We start from the raw sequence: 23,180 nt of genomic DNA on the forward strand, positions 1-23,180 counted from the left end.
TATGTTTAAGGAAACCACCACACGATCAGTTCTGAAAGCCGTTTCATGGAGGTTTTTCGGAACGATGACCACTATGATAATCGTATATGTCATGTTCCGCAGAATAGACCTTGCGGTCTTTACAGGGATTCTTGAGACACTCTCAAAGATAGCCCTGTATTTCGTCCACGAACGCATCTGGAACAAAATCCCCATCGGCAAGAACAATGAATGATATGAGCTATCTGGACAGGCTTGAGGCCGAGAGCATCCACATAATCCGTGAAGCCGCCGCAGAGGCGGAAAAGCCCGTTATGCTCTACTCGATCGGCAAGGATTCGTCCGTAATGCTGCATCTGGCAATGAAAGCCTTCCATCCTGCAAAGCTCCCCTTCCCTGTTATGCACGTCGACACCGGCTGGAAATTCAGAGAGATGATAACCTTTCGGGATGAAACTGCGAAACGTCTGGGGCTTGACCTGATAGTCTATAAAAATCCCGAAGGCGAGGAACAGGAGATCAATCCTTTCACCCACGGAAGCAGGATACATACGGACGTTATGAAGACCGATGCCCTGAAACAGGCTCTGAACCTCCACGGATTCGATATGATATTCGGCGGAGCAAGGCGGGACGAAGAGAAGTCACGGGCAAAGGAACGCATTTTCTCATACAGAGACACTAACCACAGGTGGGATCCGAAAAATCAGCGTCCGGAACTCTGGACGCACTACAACACAAAACTTAACAGGGGCGGCAGCCTGCGGGTTTTCCCCCTTTCCAACTGGACGGAACTTGACGTCTGGTTCTATATCCTGCGTGAGAATATCCCCGTCGTGCCGCTTTATCTGGCAAAACAGAGACCCGTTGCGGACGTTGACGGCGTGCTCATTATGGCCGACGATGACAGGCTTCCTGAAAAATATGAGATAACCATGCAGTCGGTGCGTTTCCGTACACTGGGGTGCTACCCGCTTACGGGAGCAGTCCCTTCCGAAGCATCAACCCTTGAACAGGTCATAGAGGAGATGATGATGTCCTCCATGTCTGAACGGCAGGGACGTGTCATCGATTTCGACCAGTCCGGAGCGATGGAAAAAAAGAAGACGGAAGGCTATTTCTGATGGAAAAGCTGAAAACATACATGGAAAAGGATGCCGCAAAACAGCTTATCAGGTTCATCACCTGCGGAAGCATTGACGACGGCAAAAGCACTCTGATAGGCAGGCTTCTCCACGAATGCAGAGCCGTTTATGACGACCAGATGGCAGCTGTAATAAGAGACAGCCGCACGGCGGGCACAACGGGGGATGAACCCGACCTCGCCCTCATAGTCGACGGCCTGCTGGCAGAGCGTGAGCAGGGCATAACCATTGACGTTGCCCATCGCTATTTCTCCACAGCAAAAAGAAAATTCATAATTCTGGACACCCCCGGGCACGAACAGTACACCAGAAACATGGCCACGGGAGCATCAAACGCCGATCTGGCGGTGATACTCATAGATTCACTCAAGGGCATAAGCCCTCAGACAGTACGCCATTCATACATAGTTAAGCTTATGGGAATAAAAAATGCCGTTGTCTGCGTCAATAAAATGGATGCACAGGGCTACTCTCAGGCTGTTTTTGACAAAATAGCCGCTGATTACGCCTATCTGGCTGCAAAAATCGGTCTTTCATATGACATAATCCCCGTTTCCGCCCTCAAAGGGGACAATATCACATCAAAAAGTCTGAATACGGACTGGTACTCCGGCCAAAGCCTCATTGATATTCTGGAATCGGCTGAACCTGCGCCAAGCTCCGAACACGGTCTCTTAAGACTCCCCGTTCAGTATGTTCTCAGACCCGACAACAGTTTCCGTGGATTTTGCGGAAGGCTGGAATCAGGAACTCTTTCGACTGGCGACAGAATCACGGTGCTCCCGTCAGGACTTTCCACAAATGTTAAAAGTCTGAGCCTCGGCGACAAACCTCTGGACAGAGCATCCGCTCCCATGTCGGTGACCTTCACCACAACCGAAGAGATCGACATCAGCAGGGGGGATATGGCTGTCACGGATAAGACATCCGTTCTGTTCGGCAACAGCTTCAGGGCGAACCTCATCTGGATGGATACGGAACCGCTGAAACTTAATAAAAAATATATCCTTAAAGGCTCTTTCGGCAGTGTCGGGGCGGGGATAGACAAAATATACGGCAGAACGGACATTTCCACCCTCGAAAGCACAGACGCAGTTCAGCTTGAAATGAACGACATAGCTGATGCCGGAATTGTTCTGGATGCATCAAAACCCTTTGATACATACGACAAATGCAGAATAACAGGCAGTTTCATCCTCATCGACAGGATGACATCCATGACAGCCGCCGCAGGAATGATAACCGCCAGCCGAAGCCCCGAAAATGTCATGTGGCACAGTCACTCGGTGGACAGGGAGCGGCGGATAATGCTGAAAGGGCACAGACCCGCAATCATCTGGCTGACAGGTCTGAGCGGCTCCGGAAAATCCACCATCGCAAACGCACTCGACCAGAGGCTGAACAGCCTCGGAGTACATACATACCTTCTGGACGGCGACAATATCCGCCACGGGCTATGCAAAGATCTCGGGTTTTCAGCCGCACACAGAGACGAGAACATCAGACGTGTGGGTGAAACAGCAAAGCTTTTCGCCGATGCCGGCATGATAGCCATTGCGGCGTTCATTTCACCCTTTTGTGCAGGCAGAGACAGCATAAGGGGCGGGATGCCCGAAGGTGAGTTCATTGAAGTGTTTGTGGACGCACCCATTGAGGTCTGCGAAGAACGTGACCCCAAAAACATGTATAAGAAGGCACGCAGAGGCGAGATCAAGGACTTTACGGGCATAAACTCGCCCTATGAAGCACCCCAGTCGCCTGAAATCCACATCCGCACCGATAAAATGAGTGTCGGCGAAGCTGTGGATACGATACTCAGCCACCTGCGCCTTAAAAATATAATCTAAAGAGATCCCTTTTTAAGAAGGTCGTTAAGGCCTATCAGCGCCGCCTTCATCGTGCGTATGCGTATGGCCTCCCTGTCACCTGGGAAATCGAATTTTTTAGATATCACCGTCTTTTCAACACACCACGCAATGCAGACCGTGCCAACGGGTTTTTCAGCAGTGCCGCCGTTCGGCCCCGCAACCCCTGTCACAGCCACCGAAGCAGTTGTTCTCAGCTGATTAGCCGCACCTATGGCCATTGCCCTTGCGCACTCCTCGCTCACCGCTCCGTGGTTCACTATTATGTTCTCAGGAACCCTGAGAAGTCTTATCTTCGCATCGTTGCTGTATGAAATTATTCCGCCCATGAAAACATCACTTGAGCCGGATATATCGGTCAGTTCCTTGCCGATGAGTCCGCCCGTGCAGCTCTCCGCCACGGAAAGGGTCATACCCTTCTCACGCAGGGTGCGAAGAAGCACTGCCGCAATGCCGTCTGTGCCGAATCCTATGAAGTTCTTTTCAAATCTTCCACGAACCCGCCCGGCATATTCGTTTATCAGTTCAACGTCAAAGCCTCTCAGCTTAACCAGTATTTCGCCTTTGGCAACGTTTATGATGCACTCAAGGCCTTCGGGGAAACCGAACTCACGCAGAACGTCGTCAACATCTGACTCAGGCAGTCCGCCGATGCGGATATCCACACTGTGCCGCTCCTTCATCTCAAATCTGCTTCGCAGGTACGGCATAATATGCTCATCAAACATCAGATAGGTCTCATAAGGCACGCCCGGCATGCTGATTATGACGTTTCCGTTCTTCTCCACTCCGAACCCCAGCGCAGTGCCCCTTTCGTTGGGGAACAGCATGCACCCTTCCGGAAGCATCGCCTGACGGTAGTGGCTCTCTTTTATGGTAACGTTTCTGTTTTTCAGCCTGTTTATCATGTGCTCTTTGGCGGTTTCGTTCAGTACAGCCGAAACTCCCACAGCCTCCGCCACTGTCTCTGCGGTGAGGTCATCGAAGGTCGGCCCCAGTCCGCCGGTGGTGAGCACACAGTCGTACTCGTTCAGAGCCTGTCTGAAAATTGAAACTATCATCTCTCTGTTGTCGGGAATTAGTCTGACCTGTTCAACATTGAAGCCCGCCTTTGTGAGCCTTGAGCCCAGCCATGCGGAGTTGGTGTCAACGATGCTCCCCTCCAGAAGCTCGCTGCCTATTGCGAAAATTGCGCATCTGACCATAGATCACCTATATGTGGGAAAAGAACGATGCATAAGCGAGATAGAGTATTCCAAGGATAACCGTGGAATAAAGCCCCGCCATGATGTCGTCCGCCATGACGCCGAGCCCTCCGTCTATCTTCTCCAGTTTTTTTATTGGATATGGTTTTGCGATGTCAAAAATTCTGAACAGCACAAAACCTATTATTACAGTTATAAGGTTTGCGGGGATGAACAGATATATCATGAAATAAGCGGCTATCTCGTCTATGACGACCTCGGAGGCGTCCTTTTTGCCCGTAAGCTTCTCATATCTGTCCGCAGCCCAGACTCCGCTCACCAGAAGCAGAACGAAAAGTGCCGCATTGAAAAAATAGGGGAGCTGTGATGTCAGCACAACAATGACAACGCCCGCAAGGGTTCCGAAAGTTCCGGGTGCTTTGGGAGCCAGACCGGAGCCGAAACCGAGTGCCAGAAACTTTGCGAATCTGTCCATTTATCAGTCCTGAAGCTCAAGGGCTTCTTTAAGATCTATCTTACCTTCATAAAAGGCCTTTCCGGTGATTGCACCCAGAATGCCCTTTTTACCCTGAAGAGCCTTTATATCTTCGATGCCTTTGAGACCGCCGGAGGCTATGACAGGATATTTTATGCTCTCTGCCAGCGACAGAGTCGCCTCGATGTTTATTCCGGTCAGCATACCGTCCCTTGAAATGTCTGTGTAAATGACACTCTCTGCTGAGTAGCCCTCATAGCTGTTGATAAGCTCAACCGCAGTGACGGTGCTCTTTTCATACCAACCCTCGGTGGCAACGTAGCCGTCTTTTGCGTCCACTCCCAGAATTATTCTGTCGGGAAACTCGCTCATGGCCTCTTTCACAAACTCAGGGTTCTTGACCACAACAGTGCCGAGGATCCCATATTTAACGCCTATCTCGAAATAGGCTTTCAGCTTCTTCATGTCGCGGATTCCGCCGCCCACCTCAATGTCCATTCCGGCGGTGGCCACCATCTTTTCAATGAGAGAGAAGTTGGTTGTCTCCCCTTTCTTGGCTCCGTCAAGGTCGACTATATGAAGACGTTTAACCCCCATGTCGGCGAACATCTTCGCCGCATCCAGCGGGTTGTCATAGTAAACTGTGAAATCGTCCATATCCCCCTGTTTCAGCCTGACGGCCTTGGCGTTCAGGAGGTCGATGGCGGGTATTATCAGCATTTCCATTCTCCGAAGTTTTTAAGCAGATGCAGTCCCAGTTTCTGGCTCTTTTCAGGGTGAAACTGGGTGGCGGCCATGTTGTCACGGATGACCATGGCAGAGAAATCTATTCCGTATTCGCAGGAGAGAGCTTCCACTCCCGCCTCCTCCGCCTTCACGCAGTAGGAGTGGACAAAGTAAAAGTAGTCCCCTGTCTCTATGCCGTCAAGAAGCGGATGCGTCATTTTTTTGTTGATTCTGTTCCAGCCCATCTGGGGGATCTTCATTCCCCTGGCGATTATCTCATCGGGAAACTTTCTGACTGTGCCTTTGAAATAGCCAAGCCCCTCGTGCTCGCCGAACTCAAGGCTCTTTTCGAAAAGCAGCTGCATGCCCACACAGATTCCCAGAAAGGGTTTTCCGGTTTTGATGAACTGCGCCGCCGCTTCCCTGAGTCCGCTGTCGACAAGCCCCGTGCGGCAGTCGGCAAATGCGCCCACGCCCGGAAGCACGGCTCTGTCGGCCTTCACAACCTTTTCGGGATCGGAGGTTATCTGCGCATCGAAACCCAGCGACTGGAGGGCTTTTTCAACACTCCGCAGGTTTCCCATGCCGTAATCTATTACTGCTATCATTCGTGTCTCTCCGTAAAATTGAAAAAAGGATTAAAGAGTGCCCTTTGTGGACATCACCTGATCGGACTCAATGCGCACCGCATCTTTGATGGCTCTGGCAACGCATTTGAATATCCCCTCGATGATGTGGTGGGTGTTCCTTCCGTATCTTTTAATAATGTGCAGGTTGATGCCCGCTCTGTCCGCAAACGCCTTGAAAAACTCCTCGGTAAGCTCCGTGTCGAAATCGCCGACCTTCTCCGCAGGGATATCCGCATCGAAGTTAAGATAAGTCCTGCCCGAAAAGTCCACAGCACATTCTATGAGGGTTTCATCCATGGGCAGCAGGAAAAAGCCGTATCTGCGGATTCCCCTTTTGTCGCCCAGAGCCTCACGGAAAGCATCGCCCAGAACAATGCCGATGTCTTCGGCTGTGTGGTGTCCGTCGATGTGCAGGTCGCCTCTGGCCTTAAGCTCAATGTCGAACCCGCCGTGTCTTGTGAAAAGCTCAAGCATGTGGTTAAGGAAACCTATCCCTGTATCAACAGAATATTTTCCGCCGCCGTCGACGTTAAGCGTAAGTGCTATTTCCGTCTCCGTGGTCTTCCTTGATATGCTTGATTTTCTCTCTGCCACAGCAAACACCTCGAACTTTTATTTTACTTTACTGTCTTCATATATTATCCTAACATGACGCAAAAAGAAATATCTATTGCACCCGATTTGCCTTTTATGAGAGACAGCATATAACATGAGATACCGCAAGTCGCTGACTAAAAACTATGACCTTAATGAACACGATGTAGATAATCTGCTGTTCATAAAGCCTATGATTTCACGTTACAAAGACGAATTCATCGAAGATTTCACCGAAAAGATGAAAACCTTCCCCCTGAGCGAAAAGCAGGCCGCCGCAATGGGTTCCAACATGAACAAGCTCGGCTCATGGTTCGACACACTCTTTGACGGCAATGCGGACAACGCCTATTTTGCCTTTGTAGGCAAGCTGGGCGAATCGCTTAACAAATATAAGTTCGAGCAGGAATTTATCACAGCCATGATAAGTTTCAGCAGGCTCTGGATCCATGAAAAGATATTCGGTCTTGTGGATGACGAGGTTCGCAGAAAGAAGATCCTCATTTCAATGCACAAGATGATGGACATAAACAGCGAGATTATTCTGGGTTCCTACTATGACAAGCTGGTCAGCTCGTACAACCCCGTACACAGCTACCGCAACAAAGTTGTGGACATCAGCGAAAAGTTCTCATTTTTCGTTCACACCCTTATGGTGATAACCCTCATAGGGCTTACTCTGACGGCGGGCGTTGCGTTTCTTGCGGAAACGGTACATCTATTCGGCAAAAAGCCCGACCACGCACTCATCACGGCGCTGGGTTCACTGCTTATCATCTGGGTGCTGGTGGAACTTCTGCACACCGAGATTCAGATGATAAAGGGCGGAAAGTTCAAGAACTCAATATTCATCAGCGTTGCGCTGATAGCATTCATCAGGGATCTCATGATAATCACGCTCAAACACGAAACAACCAACGTGCTCCAGCAGGGCTTCATTCTCCTTGCCATAACAGTTCTGGGTCTTGTTTACTGGCTTATTGTCCGCACCGAAAATAACAACTAACCGGAGTTTATTAATGTTCAAATCTGTTCTGCAAAAAATCTTCGGCTCCTATGCCGAACGCTATATCAAATCCATGCAGCCTATGGTCTCTGCCGTGGCTGCCCTTGAACCTAAAATGCAGGAGCTTGGTTTCGACCAGCTGGCCGAAGCGGCTCAGATGCTCAGAGACAAGCTGAAAGAGGGAGCAACCGAGGACGAAATCCTCAACCAGACCTTCGCCCTCGTTCGTGAGGCGGGCCGCAGAACCCTCAACATGCGTCATTTCGACGTTCAGCTTATGGGCGGATATGCTCTGCACAAAGGCAAAATATCCGAGATGAGAACCGGTGAAGGTAAAACCCTCGTGGCAACCCTCGCAATGACCCTCAACGCTCTGGGCGGAAAAGGTGCGCACCTTGTAACTGTGAACGACTACCTCGCCAGACGTGACGCACAGTGGATGAGCCCCATCTATCTGTCCCTTGGACTCACAGTGGGCATCATTAACCATGAACGCTCATTCCTTGTGGAATGGGACGACAAAGAAGCGTTTACAACCAAACTCTCAGACGTTACACGTCAGGAGGCATACGCCGCCGACATCACATACGGAACTAACAACGAGTTCGGTTTCGACTATCTCCGTGACAACATGAAGCCGCCCCACGAACCCACATCTCAAAGGGAACTGAACTTCGCCATTGTGGATGAGGTGGACTCCATCCTTATCGATGAGGCGAGAACACCCCTCATCATCTCCGGCCCCACAGAGAGAAGCACTGAAAAATACTACAACGTTGACGCAGTGGTCAAAAACCTGCGCATCGATGAGCACTATACAAAAGACGAAAAGAGCAGAACAGTTCAGCTCAAGGACGAGGGCATAAACGTTGTGGAACGTGAGATGAACATTGAAAACCTCTACGACATCAAATATGTCGACGTTCTGCACAACGTAAACAACTCACTGAAAGCACATGCGATCTTCAAGAAAGACGTGGACTACGTCGTTAAAGACGGCAAGGTCGTAATAGTTGACGAATTTACCGGACGTCTCCAGCCCGGCAGACGCTACTCCGACGGCATGCATCAGGCTCTGGAAGCCAAAGAGGGCGTGAATATCGAGAGCGAAAACCAGACGCTGGCATCCATCACCTATCAGAACTATTTCAGAATGTACAAGAAACTGGCAGGTATGACAGGTACGGCTCTTACAGAGGCAAACGAGTTCATGTCCATCTATAATCTGGGCGTGGCAGTTATCCCCACCAACATGAGAATGATCCGTAACGACCATACCGACGTTATCTTCCGCACGGCGAAAGAGAAATATATCGCCATCGTGGACGAGATAGAAGAGATGAACAGGACAGGCAGACCCGTTCTGGTGGGTACAAGCTCCATCGAAAAATCCGAGCTGGTGAGCGACCTGCTCAACCGCAGAAAGATAAAGCATGAAGTGCTGAACGCAAAGAACCACGAGCGTGAAGCTGAGATCGTTAAAGACGCAGGTCTTAAAGGTGCGGTGACCATCGCAACCAACATGGCCGGACGAGGAACCGACATCAAGCTCGGCGAAGGCGTTCGTGAGCTGGGCGGTCTGCATATCATCGGTACGGACAGACACGAATCCAGACGTATCGACAATCAGCTGAGAGGCCGTGCGGGACGTCAGGGCGACCCCGGTTCATCCCGTTTCTTCGTTTCACTGGAAGACGACCTTATGCGCATCTTCGGTTCCGAAAAGATAGCGGGCATCATGCAGAAACTGGGCATGAAAGAGGGCGAATCCATCGAACACCCCATCATCAGCCGCTCCATCGAAGGTGCACAGAAGAAGGTCGAGGCTTACCACTTCGAAATCAGAAAGCACCTGCTTGACTACGACAACGTAATGAACCAGCAGAGAAACGTTATCTATACTCTGCGTAAGGATATCATTGCCGGTGAGGCTCTGGATGAGATCATCTCGGAGACCATCGACAACGTCATCGACACCATGACCGAAACCTACGTTTCCGCCGCTGAAAAGCCCGACTACGAAGCGTTTGAAAAAGAGATTTATGAGATTTTCGACATAGAGTTCCGTTTTGACGAGGACAGAAAGAACTTCCACAACGAGCTTGTGCGTCTGAAAGAACTTGCCGCCGGAAAACTGGCTGCGAAAAAAGAGAGCTTCGGCGACTTCTTCCCTGAGGTTGTCCGCTTCCTCTTCACAACAATCCTTGACAATAAATGGAAAGAGAACCTGCTCCAGATGGACCATCTGCGTGACTCGGTAGGTCTCAGAGGCTACGGCCAGAAAGACCCGCTGAACGAGTATAAGCGTGAGGCATATAACCTGTTCGTCGGCATGATGAACAAGGTCAACAACGAGGTTGTCAGAGTTCTGCTCCACGTTGAGCTTAACAGACAGTCGGACATTCAGGAAGCCGAGCAGAAGCAGGAGCGTGTGCAGACCAGAGAGGAACAGAGGGACATCTTCGCAGAGCAGCCCCGTCAGCAGTCTGAGGAGAAACGCTCACCCATCAAAAGGGAGTATCCGAAGGTGGGCAGAAACGATCCCTGTCCCTGCGGCAGCGGAAAGAAATATAAAAAATGTCACGGCATCAACGAAACAGACGCCGACGAAGATTAATACTTAAGGGAGCTGAAAAGCTCCCTTTTTTATCTCCAAACTCCTGAATACATATTCTCAAATATTGAATTTCTGTGTTCCAATATCGCCTTATCATCCCAGTCAGTATTATTTTCAAATATTTCTTTTGTTGTAAGCAATGTTGACTTACCCAATATTGTACTTCTTTTCTTAGTATAGTCAGCATTTCCTATTGAACTGTTAAGATCTTTATCTAATAAAACTAAATTCCCAATATTGCTTATATTTTTCGGATTAATCCCGACCCACTCACCTTTCTTTGGTTTTTCAGGGCATATATGCTCTAAGCTAATTTGCAAAAGTTTGATATTATTGTTCTGTTTGGTAGATTCAATTTTTTCTAAAACATATTGGACTAATTTCTTTTGCTTTTGATTTTGCTTATTATAATATAGCTTTGAATCAAATTTACTGTTTAGTTCATCTTTAGTAGGAAACTTATCTTTAATTTCTTTAACTATAGCATCAATAGCGATATGTTTTTTCTCTTTCCCACTAGCATCTCTTAGAATTCTTGAATATTTAGCGTACATTATATCTAGTCCTGACGATCTATTTGACATAATTGCATTATGAAAAAAATGATACTGTTCCATTGTTTTTAATATTTTAATCACATACTGCTGACTGATTAACTTTTCTCTGTAATCTCTTATCAAAGTAAGTAAAAGTGCATTTGCAACTTCTATACTAAAAACATTTACAATTGTATAAATTGACTTATAAATGCTTATTTCATCTTTTTCCCAGTCACTTTCGTCTACTTTTGTCACAATATTATATATTTCAGAATCATCAATCATGTTTTTTAAAAATACTTTAATATCAGTACTTGCATTATTAACAATTTCTGCATTAAATGCTTTATATAAATTCTTATCTGAAACTTTACTATATCTTGAAGCCCAAAAGTTATTTAAAAATTTTGCTGACTTGCCTTCTGTGTTTTCTAAAATGATATTCCAACTTTCCTCAGGCTCATTAATATTACATTCTTTTGGATACTTCCTGAAAATATGACTTTTAATAAGGTCAAGAGTTGTAAGATCCTTACCTGTTGCGTTTAATGTTTGGAATATTTCATTAACATCTGCCCCATCGCTCACAGCTACAAATATAATCTCAACGTTAAGTAATTTATCTCTAAATTCTATTAAGCTTTTAACATCAAGCTTAGAGAATATACTCCGCATGTGAAGGTATATCTCTTTAATTCTTCTTTCTCCTGAACGTTTAGGAATAACTTCTTCTTTTTTTCCCGGAAATCTCTGAACATATTTTTGCAATAGAGGGTAAGGCATCTTATTATCTAATATTGCGTATTCTTTATTATTTTCATCTTTTTTAAATATATAGTTATTATGAATTCCTTCACTATAGTCTTTCTCATCAAGATCAGCTAAACAATCTCTAAGCGCGCTTAACATTATGGTTATCGTTGTAATACGTTGTTGGCCATCTACAACTTTAAAATCAGTACCATTATAATCCCCATCAAAAACCATATGACCAATGAAATATCCAGTTTCAAGGTTACTATTTTGAATATCATCATAGAACTCTATTACTTCATCGATTCCCCAATCAAACTCGCGCTGATACGGTGGAATTTCAAATTTCCCCATTCCTAATATTTTTTTGACATTAAAATTTCTTGCTTCGACTTTCATTTATCACCCCAAAGCTTGTATTTGCAATAATTATACACAATAAGCCAATATAGTCAAAGTTTTGTTTTATATTATCATAAACAAAAGAACCATTTTTTAGAGTACTGCTTTCAGAAAAATAATTCTTTAAACATATGAAAAGTAAAAAAGGAAAAATGTGATAAAATTTTTAGAGTGACAACGCAAAAATGCGAAGATTATGGGCATTAAGCTTTTGTGGCTAGATGCAAGTTATGCAAGAATGGCAAGGTGAGACGAGCAAAAGCATACGTTTAAGTATGTGTTGCGAGCGAACCGCGGCAGACGCCGCAGAACGAAGTATATAGCCGTAAAAAGCAAAATGACCGACAGAGGCCTCGCTCCACCGGTCATTCTTCATTAAGACAGCCGCTTTATCCAAGCAACCATACATTCTTAATAGTATTTGTACTTGTCGTTGAGTTTACGCTGAAGTTTCTGCTGTTTGCGTTTTGCTTTGAGCAGTTTTTTTCTGCGAACCTCTGTGGGTTTCTCATAGTAGGTATGAGTTTTAATCTCCCTAATGAGACCCTCGCGCTCGATCTTCTTTTTCAGAAGTTTCAGAGCGTAGTCGACGTTATCGCCGTCAACTTTTACAATAGCGTTAATTGCCACTGTAATCACATCCTTTCTTAGTGTTTAGATTAGTACTATATCAAGCACCTGATCGATATGTTCGACCAAATGGATACGGAGCATACTTTTAACATCTGCGGGTATATCTGTCAAGTCCTTATCGTTGGCCTTTGGCAAAATAACCTCTTTAACACCCGCTCTGTGAGCCGCAAGCACCTTTTCTTTCACTCCGCCGATAGCGAGCACCCGTCCTCTGAGGGTGATCTCACCCGTCATGGCGATGTCGCAGCGAACCTGACGCTCGGCAAGAGCGGACAGGATAGCCGTTGTCATGGTTATGCCTGCGCTGGGGCCGTCCTTGGGCACTGCACCCTCCGGAACGTGTACGTGAAGGTCGAAGTCAGTAAATCGTTTAGCGGGTATCTGAAGCCTTGTGGCACAGCTTTTTGCCACAGTGAGGGCTGTGTGTGCCGATTCCTTCATAACATCACCCAGCTTGCCCGTAAGCTGCATCTTCCCGTTTCCTCTGTATATGGCAACCTCTATCTGGAGGATGTCTCCGCCGTAGGGTGTCCATGCCAGACCGGTGGCAACACCTGTCTCAACGGCACTGGGAATAGCCTCGAAACGGAATTTCAGTTTACCGAGGAATTTTTCAAGGTTCTTGTCGTTTATCTTCACCGACTTAAGGTCGGGGTTCTCAACTATCTTCTTGGCGGACTTGCGGATTACAGACGCTATCTCACGCTCAAGGTTGCGGACTCCCGCCTCCTTCGTGTAGCCTCTGATGATCCCGTATACCGCACTGTCGGCTATCTTCACCCTTTCGTTGTCCAGCTTGTGTTCTTTCAGCTGTTTAGGGATGAGAAATCTTGTTGCGATGCCGAATTTCTCTTTCTCTGTGTAGCCTGTGACGGGAATGACCTCCATCCTGTCCAGAAGGGGTCTGGGGATGCCGTCAAGACTGTTTGCAGTTGTGATGAACATCACCTTTGAAAGGTCGAACTCCACCTCAAGGTAATGGTCGACAAAAGTCGAGTTCTGCTCAGGGTCGAGCACCTCAAGCAGAGCGGATGAGGGATCGCCTCTGAAATCCGCACCGAGCTTGTCTATCTCGTCCAGCAGGAACACGGGGTTCATGCTCTTCGCTTTCTTAATGCTCTGAATTATCTTTCCGGGCAGCGAACCTATATAGGTTTTTCTGTGCCCTCTTATCTCAGCTTCGTCACGCACGCCGCCGAGGGACATGCGCACAAACTCCCTGCCCATGGCTTCCGCTATGGAGCGTGCCAGAGAGGTTTTGCCCACTCCGGGAGGGCCTGTGAAGCAGAGTATCGCCCCTTTTATGTCGGGAGCTAGTTTTTTTACTGCGAGGTATTCGAGGATGCGCTCTTTCGGTTTTTCCAGTCCGAAGTGATCCCTGTTAAGGATATCTTCGGCGTTTTTAAGCTCAAGTTTATCCTCGGTATAGCTGCCCCACGGCATTGAAAGCACCCAGTCCAGATAGTTTCTAACGACTGTGGCCTCCGCACTCATGGGTGACATCAGCTTCAGTTTTTTATATTCCTTTGCGGCCTTCTCTTTAACAGTGTCGCCGAATTTAGCGGCCTTTATCTTTTCGTCAAGCTCGTCCAGATCGGCTTTGAAATCATCGTCCTTGCCCAGTTCCTCGTTGATGGCCTTAACCTGTTCGCCGAGGTAGTATTCCTTCTGAGCTTTGGACATCTGGTTTTTAACCTTCTGACGGATGCGGTTGTCCATCTTCACCAGTTCGGTGTAGGTCTGCACCATCTCAATGACCTTTTCCGCACGTTCCTTGGGGTTGTCTGTTTCCAGTATCCCCTGCTGTTCCGTGTTCTTAACAGGCATATATGATGATATCGAGTAGGCAAGCCTGTTCAGGTCGTCTATCTGGTTGACCGTGCCGAGCACGTTCTCGTTTATCTTTTTGGAAAGTTCTGAGTAATTGCGGAAACTCTCGGCGAGCATTTTAAACAGTACCGGCTCTTCCGATCTGTCCACGTCGCCTTCCTCAAGCTCGCTGACGTTTACGAAAAGACAGTCGCCCTCGTCCGCCATAGAGAGAATACGCCCTCTGCGCACCCCTTCCATCAGCAGCTTAACTGTGCCGTCGGGCAGTTTAAGCACCTGAAGTATCTTTGCCGACACTCCGGTGGTATATATATCGTCAAAAGTGGGGTCGTTGACCTCTTCGTCCTTCTGGAGGACAAAAAATACATGCCCGTTTGTTCTTTCCGCCAGTTCGATGGCGTTTACGGATTTGTCCCTCCCCACAAAAACAGGTGTTATCATGTATGGGAAAACAACCATATCCCTGAGGGGAATCAGAGGATACTGTTCAATTCGCTCCATTGTGTCTCCTTTGGCTTTATAGCCTCTCTTTTTCAAAGGAGGGCATAATATAACAACACTCCCCGAAGGGAGTGTTGCTCTATGTATAATAAGTTGATTTTTACAAAAAGGGCAAGGGTAACTTGCGTTGAAACTTAAGCGGTCTCTTTTTTGTTTTCGTACATCAGGATGGGTTTAGCGTTGTCGTTGATCACATCCTCGTTGATGATGCACTCCACAATCTCGCTCTCAGAGGGAACTGTGTACATGATCTCCATCATGGCTTCCTCAAGGATCGAACGCAGACCTCTTGCTCCCGTCTTTCTGGCCAGTGCTTTTTTGGCAACGGCTTTCAGAGCGGAGTTGGTGAATGTCAGCTTAACCTCGTCGAAAGAGAACATCTGAATGTACTGTTTGACCAGTGCGTTCCTGGGTTCCTGAAGAATACGAACCAGAGCCTCTTCGTCAAGATCTTCCAGAGCCGCCGCAATGGGAAGCCTGCCCACAAATTCGGGGATAAGACCGAATTTGACAAGATCGTCGGGGCGAAGCTGCTTGAGCAGTTCGAACCTTGTGAAGTCTTTAGTGCCGACGGATTTAGTTGTAAATCCGAGTGACTTCTCACCGATACGCTTTTTGATGAGGCTGTCGAGAAACTCGAATGCGCCGCCCACTATGAACAGGATGTTTGAGGTATCAACCTGAATATAATCCTGCTGGGGATGCTTGCGTCCGCCCTGCGGGGGAACGTTCGCTATCGTGCCTTCGATTATCTTAAGCAGAGCCTGCTGAACACCCTCGCCGCTTACATCTCTTGTGATGCTGGGGCTGTCGGTCTTCTTGGCTATTTTGTCTATCTCGTCTATGAAGATGATGCCGTTCTGAGCTCTCTGAACGTCATAATCGGCGTTCTGGAGGAGCTTGAGCACAACGTTCTCAACGTCTTCGCCGACATAGCCCGCCTCTGTGAGAGTCGTTGCATCTGCGATGGCAAAGGGAACGTTAAGCACTCTGGCAAGGGTTCTTGCGAGGAGGGTTTTACCTGTTCCGGTGGGGCCAAGGAGCAGAATGTTGCTCTTTTCAAGCTCGATTTCGCTCTTTTTGCCGTGAAGAACACGTTTGTAGTGGTTGTGCACAGCAACGCTGAGCACTTTTTTGGCATCCTGCTGACCGATGACATACTCATCCAGCTTCGCTTTTATTTCAGCGGGAGTGAGCAGTTTGAGAGCGGTATCCTCTTTGATTCCGTCCTCAAGGTCTTCTTTCAGGATTTCGTTGCAGAGTTCTATACACTCATTGCAGATGAATACGTTGGGACCTGCAATCAGCTTCTTGACTTCGTCCTGGGTCTTTCCGCAGAAAGAACAGGAGAGCGTTTCTTTTTTTGATTTAGCCATGAGTAACCTCGTACAATATGCCGACCGGAGCTTAAACTCCGGCAGGTTTCAGCGCAGACATCCGTCTGTGCCCCAATGGGATTGTTTATCTACACCAACATAGGAACAGGCGCAGATATTTCAAGCCCTCTTGGTGAATACATCGTCTATAAGACCGTACTCTTTAGCCTCGGCAGCCGTCATAAAGTTGTCTCTGTCGGAATCAGCCGCAACCTGATCGGGTTTCTTGCCCGTTGCGTTTGCAAGGATTCCGTTCAGAACGGCTTTCACACGAAGGATCTCCTTCGCATGGATCTCTATGTCCGTTGCCTGACCCTGAGCACCGCCCAGAACCTGATGGATCATTATGCGGGCGTTGGGCAGGGCGAACCTTTTGCCTTTTGCGCCGCCTGCAAGGAGCACTGCGCCCATGCTGGACGCCTGACCGATGCAGATTGTGGATACATCCGGTTTGATGTAGTTCATTGTATCAAGGATGGCGAGACCGTCGGTGACGACTCCGCCGGGGCTGTTGATGTAAAGGAAGATATCCTTGTCGGGGTCTTCCGCTTCAAGAAACAGCAGCTGGGCAATGATGGAGTTCGCAATTCCGCTCTCCACCTGAGAGCCCAGAAATATGATCCTGTCTTTAAGCAGACGGGAGTAAATGTCGTATGACCTTTCTCCCCTTCCTGTCTGCTCTATGACATAAGGGATGTAATAGCTCATGTTACGCTTCCTTGGCCGCCTGTGATGCCTCGGCTATTTTGGCATCTCTCTCGGCCTTGCTGATAACTTTTTCGGCGATTTTGTTATTAGCAGTCAGATAGTCGTAGACCATGTTGGTGAACACAGTGTTTCTGAAAGAGTTGATGCCGCCGTACTGCTCCAGCTCTTTTTTGAACTCATCAACTGATCTCTCAAATTTTTCCGCATATTCTGCGATTGCCTTTTCAACATCCTCGTCAGTGGGATTGATGTTGTTCTTTTCGGAAATCTTATTGATGACCAGAGCGCTTTTGATCTGTCTCTCGGCGTTGGCCATGTGCTGTTCGGCGAGTTTCTTTTTGTTCAGGCCGAACTGCTCGGGGTTCATTCCGTACATGCTGTACTGACGAAGGGTCTGCTCGGCGAGTTTTTCCGCCTGCTCTACTACCATGACAGCCGGAATGTCAAAAGGGTTCTCTTCAATTAATTTATCAAGGATTGCGTTGTAAAGTGCGTCTTTTGAAAGGTCTTCAGCTTCAGACTTAAGATCTGCCTCAATAGCCTTTTTCAGCGCATCGACAGTTTCGTATTTTTCGTTGATGCTTTTTGCGAAAGCGTCGTCCAGAGCGGGAGCGGCTTTCTTTTTTACTTCATGCAGGGTGATTGTGAAAACAACGGGCTGACCTGCCAGAGATTTTTCATGGTATGCTTCGGGGAAAGTTACGGTGATATCCTTAACTTCGCCTTTGTTCATGCCGATTACCTGCTCTTCGAATCCGGGGATGAAGTTGCCGGAACCTATCTCAAGGGGATATTCCTTTGCGCATGCCTGAGGAATAATCTCTCCGTTCAGCTTGCCTTCAAAGTCGATTACAGCAACACAGCCGTTTTCAACTGGGCCTTCTGCGGGCTCGAAAGCCGCCTGACGCTTAAGGAGGTTGTCCAGAACGTTGTCAACGTCTGCCGTTTCAACAGAGTTGATCTCTTTTGTAAACTCGAAGCCGGAAAACTTCTCTATGTCGTATGTGGGGAAAACGTCAACGTATACTTTGAAAGTGATGGGTGAATCGTCGTCTTCGAATTTAACGTCTTTAACTTCGGGCTGACCCATAGCTCTGATGCCGTTTTCTTCGATGGCGTTTTTAACAGCTTCGTTTATTACGTGCTCAAGAGCATAAACACGGATAGCGTGGCCTTTTTCTTTCAGAACAACGTCCTTGGGAGCTTTGCCCTGACGGAAACCTGCAACTTTAACTGTTTTTGCTGCTTTATCGAATTCTTTTTCGAAGGTGTCTTTATAGACCTGTGCGGGAATCTCCACACTGAGTTCTTTCTGTGACTTTTCTTTGTCCGCTACAGTAACTTTCATTGTAATCTCCTTGGAATCTATACAAGAATATAATTGACTAATTTGGATTTTTAAGCGGGTGGCCGATTTCGAACCGGCAACCTCAACCTTGGGAAGGTCGTGCTCCACCAGTTGAGCTGCACCCGCGGAAGGTATGATATGCGAGTGAAGGGACTCGAACCCCCACGCCTAGGACACTAGATCCTAAGTCTAGCGCGTCTACCAATTCCGCCACACTCGCTAAACCGGTCATATAAAGGGTGGCTGACGGGGATCGAACCCGCGGCAACAGGAATCACAATCCTGTACTCTACCGACTGAGCTACAGCCACCATGAAAGAAAGCGCGCCCATGAGGACTCGAACCTCAAACCTACGGATTAGAAGTCCGTTGCTCTATCCTGTTGAGCTATGGGCGCGTATCGGTCTTACGAATCACGAAACTTATCAAAAGAGATTCTATAAGTCAATAGCTAATTTACAGCTTTCTTATATTACTCCTTGATTTGAAATTAAAAACAGCATATTACAGTCTACACGAGGTTTAAGATGATATTATACAATGATACCCCTGTTTACATCGGCACCGCCGGATATAAATTCGACGACTGGCTGGGAACTTTCTATCCGGAACAGTTCCCCAACGAGCAGATGCTGAAGTTTTACAGCCGTGATAAGGGAATTGATTTCCTTGAACTTACTTTCACATTTTATAACGACCCCACAGAAGAGATCACCGCAAACATAGCGGAGAACGGCTCCGATGATCTGGCCATCTCTGTCCGTCTGGGCAAAAGATTCCTCAAGGAGACTCCGGTCAAAGAGGATGCGGACAGATTCAAAAGCGGACTTAATCCTATATATAACAGGGTCAAAGCCTACTTTGCAGATTTCTACAACGGCTTCACACCCTCAAGAGCCAACTTCGACCACATCCTGCGTCTGCGTGACACATTCAGCGACAGACCCTTTTTCGTTGAGCTGGCGAACAGAGGCTGGGCAAGACAAAAATTTCAGGAAGAATTTAAAGAGAACGGCGTAGGCGTTATCAACGCCGAGTTCCCGCCCACGGCAGGACTTGCACCCTACTCCGTTAAGGCTTACAGCAACATGGCATATTTCAGGCTCTACGGCAAAAGCCCCGAGTGGGAGACTCCTCAGAAGCGTGACCTGAACTATCGCTACAGCCTTAAACAGCTTGAAAAATTAAAAAAAGATATCGATGTGGTCACATCGGTTTCAAGCTCGGTATTCGTTTCATTCTGCAACTCAGCAATGGGAAGTGCGGCTGCAAACGCTATAGACCTCAGAAAGATGCTCACAGAAGGCAAGTGATGGGAATTATTTTCGATAAGTACACTGCAAAATTCAAAAAGTCCAAAGAGCTTTATGAAAAAAGCAGAACACTCTTTCCCAACGGTGTCTGCCACGATATCCGGAACCACCCGCCCTTCCCCGTCGTAACCGACAGATGCGAAGGAATTTATATGACAGACGCTGACGGACATCAGCTTATCGACCTGTGGATGGGACATTACGCCAACATTCTGGGTCACGGAAGCGATGCCCAGAAACGGGGGATGGAGCGGGCTTTGGCCGCAGGTGTTCACCACGGCACACTGAACAGATACCAGATCGAATATGCCGAGCTTGTCCAAAGAGCAATTCCGGAGCTTGAGTCCATGCGCTTCTGCACCTCAGGCACAGAGGCCACAATGTACGTCACCCGTGTTGCCCGTGCTTTCACCGGCAGACACGTCATAATAAAGGCCGAAGGCGGCTGGCACGGCGGCAATTCCGTTCTTTCAACGGGTGTAGTTCCCCCGTTCGCCAAAAGCTCAGGCCCCGAAGGCCAGAAAACAGTGGCCGTTCCCTACAATGACATTGAAAAAACCGCAGAGATACTCCGTGCACACAGCGAGGAGACTGCGGCAATCATTATAGAACCCATGATGGGTTCCGGCGGAGGCATAACAGCCGCCCCTGAATATCTGAAACTTCTGCGTGATTTCTGCGATCTCACAGGCACACTGCTCATCTTTGACGAAGTTATCACAGGCTTCCGGTTCAGATGGGGCAGTATATGGCCCCTGCTTGGGGTTAAGCCCGATCTTTTCACCTTCGGCAAGGCAGCGGCAGGCGGGATACATATCGGCATCTACGGCGGACGCAGGGACGTTATGGACATCATAACAAAACAGAAGCTTTTCGTGGGCGGCGGAACCTATTCCGCTAATCCCGTGGCCATGTGTGTGGGCATCGAAACGCTGAAAGACCTTGAAACCGCCGACTATGATAAACTGAACAAGGCGGGGGAGGACTTCAGACAGAAGCTCACCGCAATGACAAAAGACCTGCCCTATCCTGCATACGTAACAGGATTCGGTTCTTTCTTCTGTGTACATTTCCTTGATGCAAGATTCGAAACCATCACCCCGCAGGTGATCATGACCCACACCGACAAGGACAGAGAGAACCTGTTCAAGGCGGCAATGCTCCTGAACAATGTTTTCACAATGCATGCAGGCGGTGCATTTTCATTTATGCATTTGGACGAAATGACGAATAGTAAACTTACAGAGGCATACAGGAAGTCTTTCGAAATGATATAGCCTCTTAAGAGGTTGACTTGGCTTATATAAGAAAAAAAGCCGCCGCCATAAGATATGACGACAAAGAGGACAAGGTTCCGAAGCTCATCGCAAAGGGCAAGGGAGCCGTGGCGGAAAATATCATTGCAAAGGCGCAGGAGCACGGGGTTTATATCAAAGAGGATAAAGACCTTGTTGAGGCTCTGTCAACTCTCGACCTGTTCGACGATATACCTGTGGAACTGTACAAGGTTGTGGCGGCACTGCTGGCCGAGCTGTACAAGATAAACGGAAAGCTGAAAGAGAAGGCCGCACAGGCAAATGCGCCCGCCAGCCAGCAAAACGGCAGTTAGTTTTTTGACTCTCAGTTTTATCTCCCCCTTTGACAAAGGGGGATTAATGGGGATTTACATTAAATAATGAGATCCTTCGCCCAAAGGCTCAGGATGACGGCAATCCATCATCCCTCTAAATGCTCGTTGATTCTTCTGAGCAGAATCTCTATCTTCTTATCTTTTGTAAAATATTCCTCCGCATAGAGTGATGCGAAGTTTCTCTTATACTCTTCATATGCTGTCAGCAGGAAGACCACCTGCGAATCCTTTATGCCTTTTATCTCTTTGAGCACTTCCAGACCCGACTTGTCCGGCATGTTTACATCAAGGAGCACGAGGTCATATTCGCCCTCACGGAATTTTGCCAGACCGCTGGTTCCGTTCTCTGCGGTATCAACATGAAAGCCCTTATCGGTAAGCAGTTTGCAGTAATGCTCACGGATATGCTGTTCGTCATCGATAATCAGTATTCTCTTCATCCCTATCCTCTCTTGGGCAGCACAAGGGTGAAAACCGCCCCCTTGGCGGCATCGGAAACATAAATGTCTCCGTCATGAGCCCGCATCAGCTTTCTGCATAATGCCAGCCCCAGTCCCGTGCCGTTTCGTTTCCTTGTATAGAATGGTTCAAATATCCTCTCTTTCATCTCAGGGGGAACGCCCTGTCCAGTGTCGGTGAAACTGACCGTGACATAGCCTTTGCTTTCGGAAGAACCGATAATAAGATCCCCGCCTTCGGACATCTCCTGAACAGCGTTGGTAATTATATTCATTATCACCTGACGGAGTTTATCCCTGTCTGCATCAACATATAACCCATCGGGGATATTTACAACAATATTTATCTGTTCAAGTGCAAAACAATTTTTCAATAGTACCATAATTTCGTCAATAAAAAGCACTAGATTGATTTTTTCATAAATTATTTCAGTCCGCTTGGTGTATGAGAGGATATCCTCCACCAGTTTTTCGAGTCTGGCAGTTTCGGACTGCACAATTTTCAGATATTCAGCCGCCTCTCCGGAAACAGACGCTTCAAGACGCTTTGCAAAACCTCCTATAGCTATCAGCGGGTTTCGCATCTCGTGGGCAACGGTGGCCGACAGACTGCCTATCTGCATAAGGTTGTCGCTGTTTGAGGAAGCCTTTTTTGCATCGTCAAGCTCGGACTGAACCAGCTCAAGCCGCTTCATGGTGCGGAAATACTCTATGGACAGCGAACAGATGTTGCCGAAAAGCCTTACCGCATCCTTGTCCGCTCTGGAATATGCGCCCTTGCAGACGATAAGCACCCCTATCGGTTTGCCGCCTATTCCCAATGATGTCACCAGCACGTCATTGCAGAAATATCTTCTCAGCGGCTCATACTCGTCGGATGAACCCAGATCCAGAGTATCCGTTTTATCGAAAAACATTATATCCGACAGCTTATTTTTGCTCTCAAAGACAAATTTCATATTTCTGAAACGGGTTATATCTATCTTCATATCGCTGTTGCAGTATATCCCGCCCCTGAGTTCAAGCAGGGCTTCGTTCAGAAACATTATTCCGGCCTTATAGAACTGACCGTTTATGATTATGGACGAAACGAGCTGATGCATGACCTCGTCCAGATTTTTTCTGTTGGTAATGGTCTCCAGAATCTTGGCACTGGCCACAACTCTGGAAAGTGACGCTCCGAAAGGAGCATAAGCATAGATGTTTATTATTCTTTTCAGGCTCTCTGCCTGGGCTTCGGAAGGAAATATCTGCTTCTCTGTAAAAACGGACGCAGCACAGCCGCCCGCAACAACGCTGAATTCGGTCATTTCGGACGAGATATTGCCGGAATTAAGGATTATCCCCTCAGTATCCCGAACCAGAATGCCCTTGATCTCGGTTTGCAGGACAGATTCAAGTAATCCAAGCAGATCTTGAGTTGCCGAACGTCCCATCTGGATGCTCCG

The 23,180-nt window shown here is 47.8% G+C and carries 21 protein-coding genes and 4 tRNA genes; 8 read left to right on the top strand and 17 right to left on the bottom strand.

The features are described from left to right. Position 1: 1 nt before the first annotated feature. From C8D98_RS00875 to cysC, 3 genes are read left to right on the top strand one after another with little or no spacing between them, the layout of a single operon-like run. Positions 2-214, top strand: a complete 213-nt coding sequence (locus C8D98_RS00875; RefSeq protein ID WP_132871166.1) for a DUF2061 domain-containing protein — start codon at positions 2-4, stop codon at positions 212-214. Beyond that, entirely contained in the window at positions 207-1,103 is an 897-nt protein-coding gene (gene cysD / locus C8D98_RS00880; RefSeq protein WP_132871168.1) for a sulfate adenylyltransferase subunit CysD, read from the top strand. Before C8D98_RS00875 ends, cysD begins: the two co-directional genes overlap by 8 nt. Beyond that, positions 1,103-2,971 (top strand): adenylyl-sulfate kinase, encoded by a 1,869-nt coding sequence (gene cysC / locus C8D98_RS00885; protein ID WP_132871170.1) that lies wholly within the window; start codon positions 1,103-1,105, stop codon positions 2,969-2,971. Before cysD ends, cysC begins: the two co-directional genes overlap by 1 nt. Here the strand turns inward: cysC and C8D98_RS00890 are convergent. From C8D98_RS00890 to hisB, 5 genes are read right to left on the bottom strand one after another with little or no spacing between them, the layout of a single operon-like run. Further along, entirely contained in the window at positions 2,968-4,194 is a 1,227-nt protein-coding gene (locus C8D98_RS00890; RefSeq protein ID WP_132871172.1) for a CinA family nicotinamide mononucleotide deamidase-related protein, read from the bottom strand. The genes cysC and C8D98_RS00890 overlap by 4 nt on opposite strands. A gap of 7 nt (positions 4,195-4,201) precedes the next feature. Then, on the bottom strand, positions 4,202-4,669 hold the full coding sequence (locus C8D98_RS00895; RefSeq protein ID WP_132871174.1) for a phosphatidylglycerophosphatase A family protein: 468 nt from the start codon (positions 4,667-4,669) through the stop codon (positions 4,202-4,204). A gap of 3 nt (positions 4,670-4,672) precedes the next feature. Then, positions 4,673-5,389: a 1-(5-phosphoribosyl)-5-[(5-phosphoribosylamino)methylideneamino]imidazole-4-carboxamide isomerase gene (gene hisA / locus C8D98_RS00900; RefSeq protein WP_132871176.1), complete on the bottom strand. Its 717-nt coding sequence runs from the start codon at positions 5,387-5,389 to the stop codon at positions 4,673-4,675. Further along, positions 5,383-6,003: an imidazole glycerol phosphate synthase subunit HisH gene (hisH, locus tag C8D98_RS00905; RefSeq protein ID WP_132871178.1), complete on the bottom strand. Its 621-nt coding sequence runs from the start codon at positions 6,001-6,003 to the stop codon at positions 5,383-5,385. The genes hisA and hisH overlap by 7 nt, the downstream gene beginning before the upstream one ends. A gap of 30 nt (positions 6,004-6,033) precedes the next feature. Next, positions 6,034-6,618 (bottom strand): imidazoleglycerol-phosphate dehydratase HisB, encoded by a 585-nt coding sequence (gene hisB / locus C8D98_RS00910; protein WP_132871180.1) that lies wholly within the window; start codon positions 6,616-6,618, stop codon positions 6,034-6,036. A gap of 115 nt (positions 6,619-6,733) precedes the next feature. Between hisB and C8D98_RS00915 the strand changes: the two genes are divergently transcribed. Together C8D98_RS00915 and secA are read left to right on the top strand one after the other, a co-directional pair. Then, positions 6,734-7,624, top strand: a complete 891-nt coding sequence (locus C8D98_RS00915) for a phosphate-starvation-inducible PsiE family protein (protein WP_132871182.1) — start codon at positions 6,734-6,736, stop codon at positions 7,622-7,624. Positions 7,625-7,637: 13 nt separating this feature from the next. Further along, the gene (secA, locus tag C8D98_RS00920) at positions 7,638-10,241 is read left to right on the top strand and encodes a preprotein translocase subunit SecA (protein WP_132871184.1); all 2,604 of its coding nucleotides are present in this window, start codon (positions 7,638-7,640) and stop codon (positions 10,239-10,241) included. A 29-nt stretch (positions 10,242-10,270) separates the two neighbouring features. Here secA and C8D98_RS00925 read toward each other — a convergent pair whose 3' ends face one another. The 10 genes from C8D98_RS00925 to C8D98_RS00970 form a co-directional block, all read right to left on the bottom strand. Then, the gene (locus C8D98_RS00925) at positions 10,271-11,932 is read right to left on the bottom strand and encodes a DUF262 domain-containing protein (protein ID WP_132871186.1); all 1,662 of its coding nucleotides are present in this window, start codon (positions 11,930-11,932) and stop codon (positions 10,271-10,273) included. Positions 11,933-12,346: 414 nt separating this feature from the next. Next, positions 12,347-12,565 (bottom strand): 30S ribosomal protein S21, encoded by a 219-nt coding sequence (gene rpsU, locus C8D98_RS00930; protein WP_132871188.1) that lies wholly within the window; start codon positions 12,563-12,565, stop codon positions 12,347-12,349. 24 nt (positions 12,566-12,589) lie between these two features. Next, on the bottom strand, positions 12,590-14,899 hold the full coding sequence (gene lon, locus C8D98_RS00935; protein WP_132871190.1) for an endopeptidase La: 2,310 nt from the start codon (positions 14,897-14,899) through the stop codon (positions 12,590-12,592). A gap of 134 nt (positions 14,900-15,033) precedes the next feature. Further along, the gene (clpX, locus tag C8D98_RS00940) at positions 15,034-16,275 is read right to left on the bottom strand and encodes an ATP-dependent Clp protease ATP-binding subunit ClpX (protein ID WP_132871192.1); all 1,242 of its coding nucleotides are present in this window, start codon (positions 16,273-16,275) and stop codon (positions 15,034-15,036) included. A gap of 120 nt (positions 16,276-16,395) precedes the next feature. Further along, entirely contained in the window at positions 16,396-16,983 is a 588-nt protein-coding gene (gene clpP, locus C8D98_RS00945) for an ATP-dependent Clp endopeptidase proteolytic subunit ClpP (protein ID WP_132871194.1), read from the bottom strand. A 1-nt stretch (position 16,984) separates the two neighbouring features. After that, positions 16,985-18,331, bottom strand: a complete 1,347-nt coding sequence (gene tig / locus C8D98_RS00950; RefSeq protein ID WP_132871196.1) for a trigger factor — start codon at positions 18,329-18,331, stop codon at positions 16,985-16,987. Between the two features lie 53 nt (positions 18,332-18,384). Then, positions 18,385-18,457, bottom strand: a tRNA-Gly gene (locus C8D98_RS00955). A gap of 13 nt (positions 18,458-18,470) precedes the next feature. Next, positions 18,471-18,551, bottom strand: a tRNA-Leu gene (locus C8D98_RS00960). An 18-nt stretch (positions 18,552-18,569) separates the two neighbouring features. Then, a tRNA-His gene (locus C8D98_RS00965) sits at positions 18,570-18,642 on the bottom strand. Between the two features lie 12 nt (positions 18,643-18,654). Then, positions 18,655-18,728, bottom strand: a tRNA-Arg gene (locus C8D98_RS00970). A 130-nt stretch (positions 18,729-18,858) separates the two neighbouring features. Between C8D98_RS00970 and C8D98_RS00975 the strand changes: the two genes are divergently transcribed. From C8D98_RS00975 to C8D98_RS00985, 3 genes are read left to right on the top strand one after another with little or no spacing between them, the layout of a single operon-like run. Next, positions 18,859-19,644, top strand: coding sequence for a DUF72 domain-containing protein (locus C8D98_RS00975; protein WP_132871198.1), 786 nt, complete (start codon positions 18,859-18,861; stop codon positions 19,642-19,644). Further along, the gene (locus C8D98_RS00980) at positions 19,644-20,921 is read left to right on the top strand and encodes an aspartate aminotransferase family protein (RefSeq protein ID WP_132871200.1); all 1,278 of its coding nucleotides are present in this window, start codon (positions 19,644-19,646) and stop codon (positions 20,919-20,921) included. Before C8D98_RS00975 ends, C8D98_RS00980 begins: the two co-directional genes overlap by 1 nt. Before the next feature lie 17 nt (positions 20,922-20,938). After that, positions 20,939-21,253, top strand: a complete 315-nt coding sequence (locus C8D98_RS00985) for an EscU/YscU/HrcU family type III secretion system export apparatus switch protein (protein ID WP_132871202.1) — start codon at positions 20,939-20,941, stop codon at positions 21,251-21,253. 107 nt (positions 21,254-21,360) lie between these two features. Here the strand turns inward: C8D98_RS00985 and C8D98_RS00990 are convergent, their stop codons facing one another. Together C8D98_RS00990 and C8D98_RS00995 are read right to left on the bottom strand one after the other, a co-directional pair. Continuing rightward, entirely contained in the window at positions 21,361-21,714 is a 354-nt protein-coding gene (locus C8D98_RS00990; RefSeq protein WP_132871204.1) for a response regulator, read from the bottom strand. Between the two features lie 2 nt (positions 21,715-21,716). Then, a complete protein-coding gene (locus C8D98_RS00995; protein ID WP_132871206.1) occupies positions 21,717-23,168 on the bottom strand; it encodes a two-component system sensor histidine kinase NtrB in 1,452 nt (483 codons plus the stop codon). Between the last annotated feature and the right edge of the window lie 12 nt (positions 23,169-23,180).

The organism is Seleniivibrio woodruffii (assembly GCF_004339245.1).
GTDB lineage: Bacteria > Chrysiogenota > Deferribacteres > Deferribacterales > Geovibrionaceae > Seleniivibrio > Seleniivibrio woodruffii.

What these genes read in the sequence shown, in the direction of transcription:
- cysD (WP_132871168.1), top strand. Translation starts at nt 207, where the DNA reads ATGAATGATATGAGCTATCTGGACAGGCTTGAGGCCGAGAGCATCCAC.
- clpX (WP_132871192.1), bottom strand. Translation starts at nt 16,275, where the DNA reads ATGGCTAAATCAAAAAAAGAAACGCTCTCCTGTTCTTTCTGCGGAAAG.
- C8D98_RS00995 (WP_132871206.1), bottom strand. Translation starts at nt 23,168, where the DNA reads ATGGGACGTTCGGCAACTCAAGATCTGCTTGGATTACTTGAATCTGTC.
- clpP (WP_132871194.1), bottom strand. Translation starts at nt 16,983, where the DNA reads ATGAGCTATTACATCCCTTATGTCATAGAGCAGACAGGAAGGGGAGAA.
- hisA (WP_132871176.1), bottom strand. Translation starts at nt 5,389, where the DNA reads ATGCTGATAATACCCGCCATCGACCTCCTGAACGCCAAGGCCGTCAGG.
- C8D98_RS00895 (WP_132871174.1), bottom strand. Translation starts at nt 4,669, where the DNA reads ATGGACAGATTCGCAAAGTTTCTGGCACTCGGTTTCGGCTCCGGTCTG.
- lon (WP_132871190.1), bottom strand. Translation starts at nt 14,899, where the DNA reads ATGGAGCGAATTGAACAGTATCCTCTGATTCCCCTCAGGGATATGGTT.
- C8D98_RS00890 (WP_132871172.1), bottom strand. Translation starts at nt 4,194, where the DNA reads ATGGTCAGATGCGCAATTTTCGCAATAGGCAGCGAGCTTCTGGAGGGG.
- C8D98_RS00915 (WP_132871182.1), top strand. Translation starts at nt 6,734, where the DNA reads ATGAGATACCGCAAGTCGCTGACTAAAAACTATGACCTTAATGAACAC.
- C8D98_RS00980 (WP_132871200.1), top strand. Translation starts at nt 19,644, where the DNA reads ATGGGAATTATTTTCGATAAGTACACTGCAAAATTCAAAAAGTCCAAA.
- tig (WP_132871196.1), bottom strand. Translation starts at nt 18,331, where the DNA reads ATGAAAGTTACTGTAGCGGACAAAGAAAAGTCACAGAAAGAACTCAGT.
- cysC (WP_132871170.1), top strand. Translation starts at nt 1,103, where the DNA reads ATGGAAAAGCTGAAAACATACATGGAAAAGGATGCCGCAAAACAGCTT.
- C8D98_RS00875 (WP_132871166.1), top strand. Translation starts at nt 2, where the DNA reads ATGTTTAAGGAAACCACCACACGATCAGTTCTGAAAGCCGTTTCATGG.
- C8D98_RS00975 (WP_132871198.1), top strand. Translation starts at nt 18,859, where the DNA reads ATGATATTATACAATGATACCCCTGTTTACATCGGCACCGCCGGATAT.
- hisH (WP_132871178.1), bottom strand. Translation starts at nt 6,003, where the DNA reads ATGATAGCAGTAATAGATTACGGCATGGGAAACCTGCGGAGTGTTGAA.
- secA (WP_132871184.1), top strand. Translation starts at nt 7,638, where the DNA reads ATGTTCAAATCTGTTCTGCAAAAAATCTTCGGCTCCTATGCCGAACGC.
- C8D98_RS00925 (WP_132871186.1), bottom strand. Translation starts at nt 11,932, where the DNA reads ATGAAAGTCGAAGCAAGAAATTTTAATGTCAAAAAAATATTAGGAATG.
- C8D98_RS00990 (WP_132871204.1), bottom strand. Translation starts at nt 21,714, where the DNA reads ATGAAGAGAATACTGATTATCGATGACGAACAGCATATCCGTGAGCAT.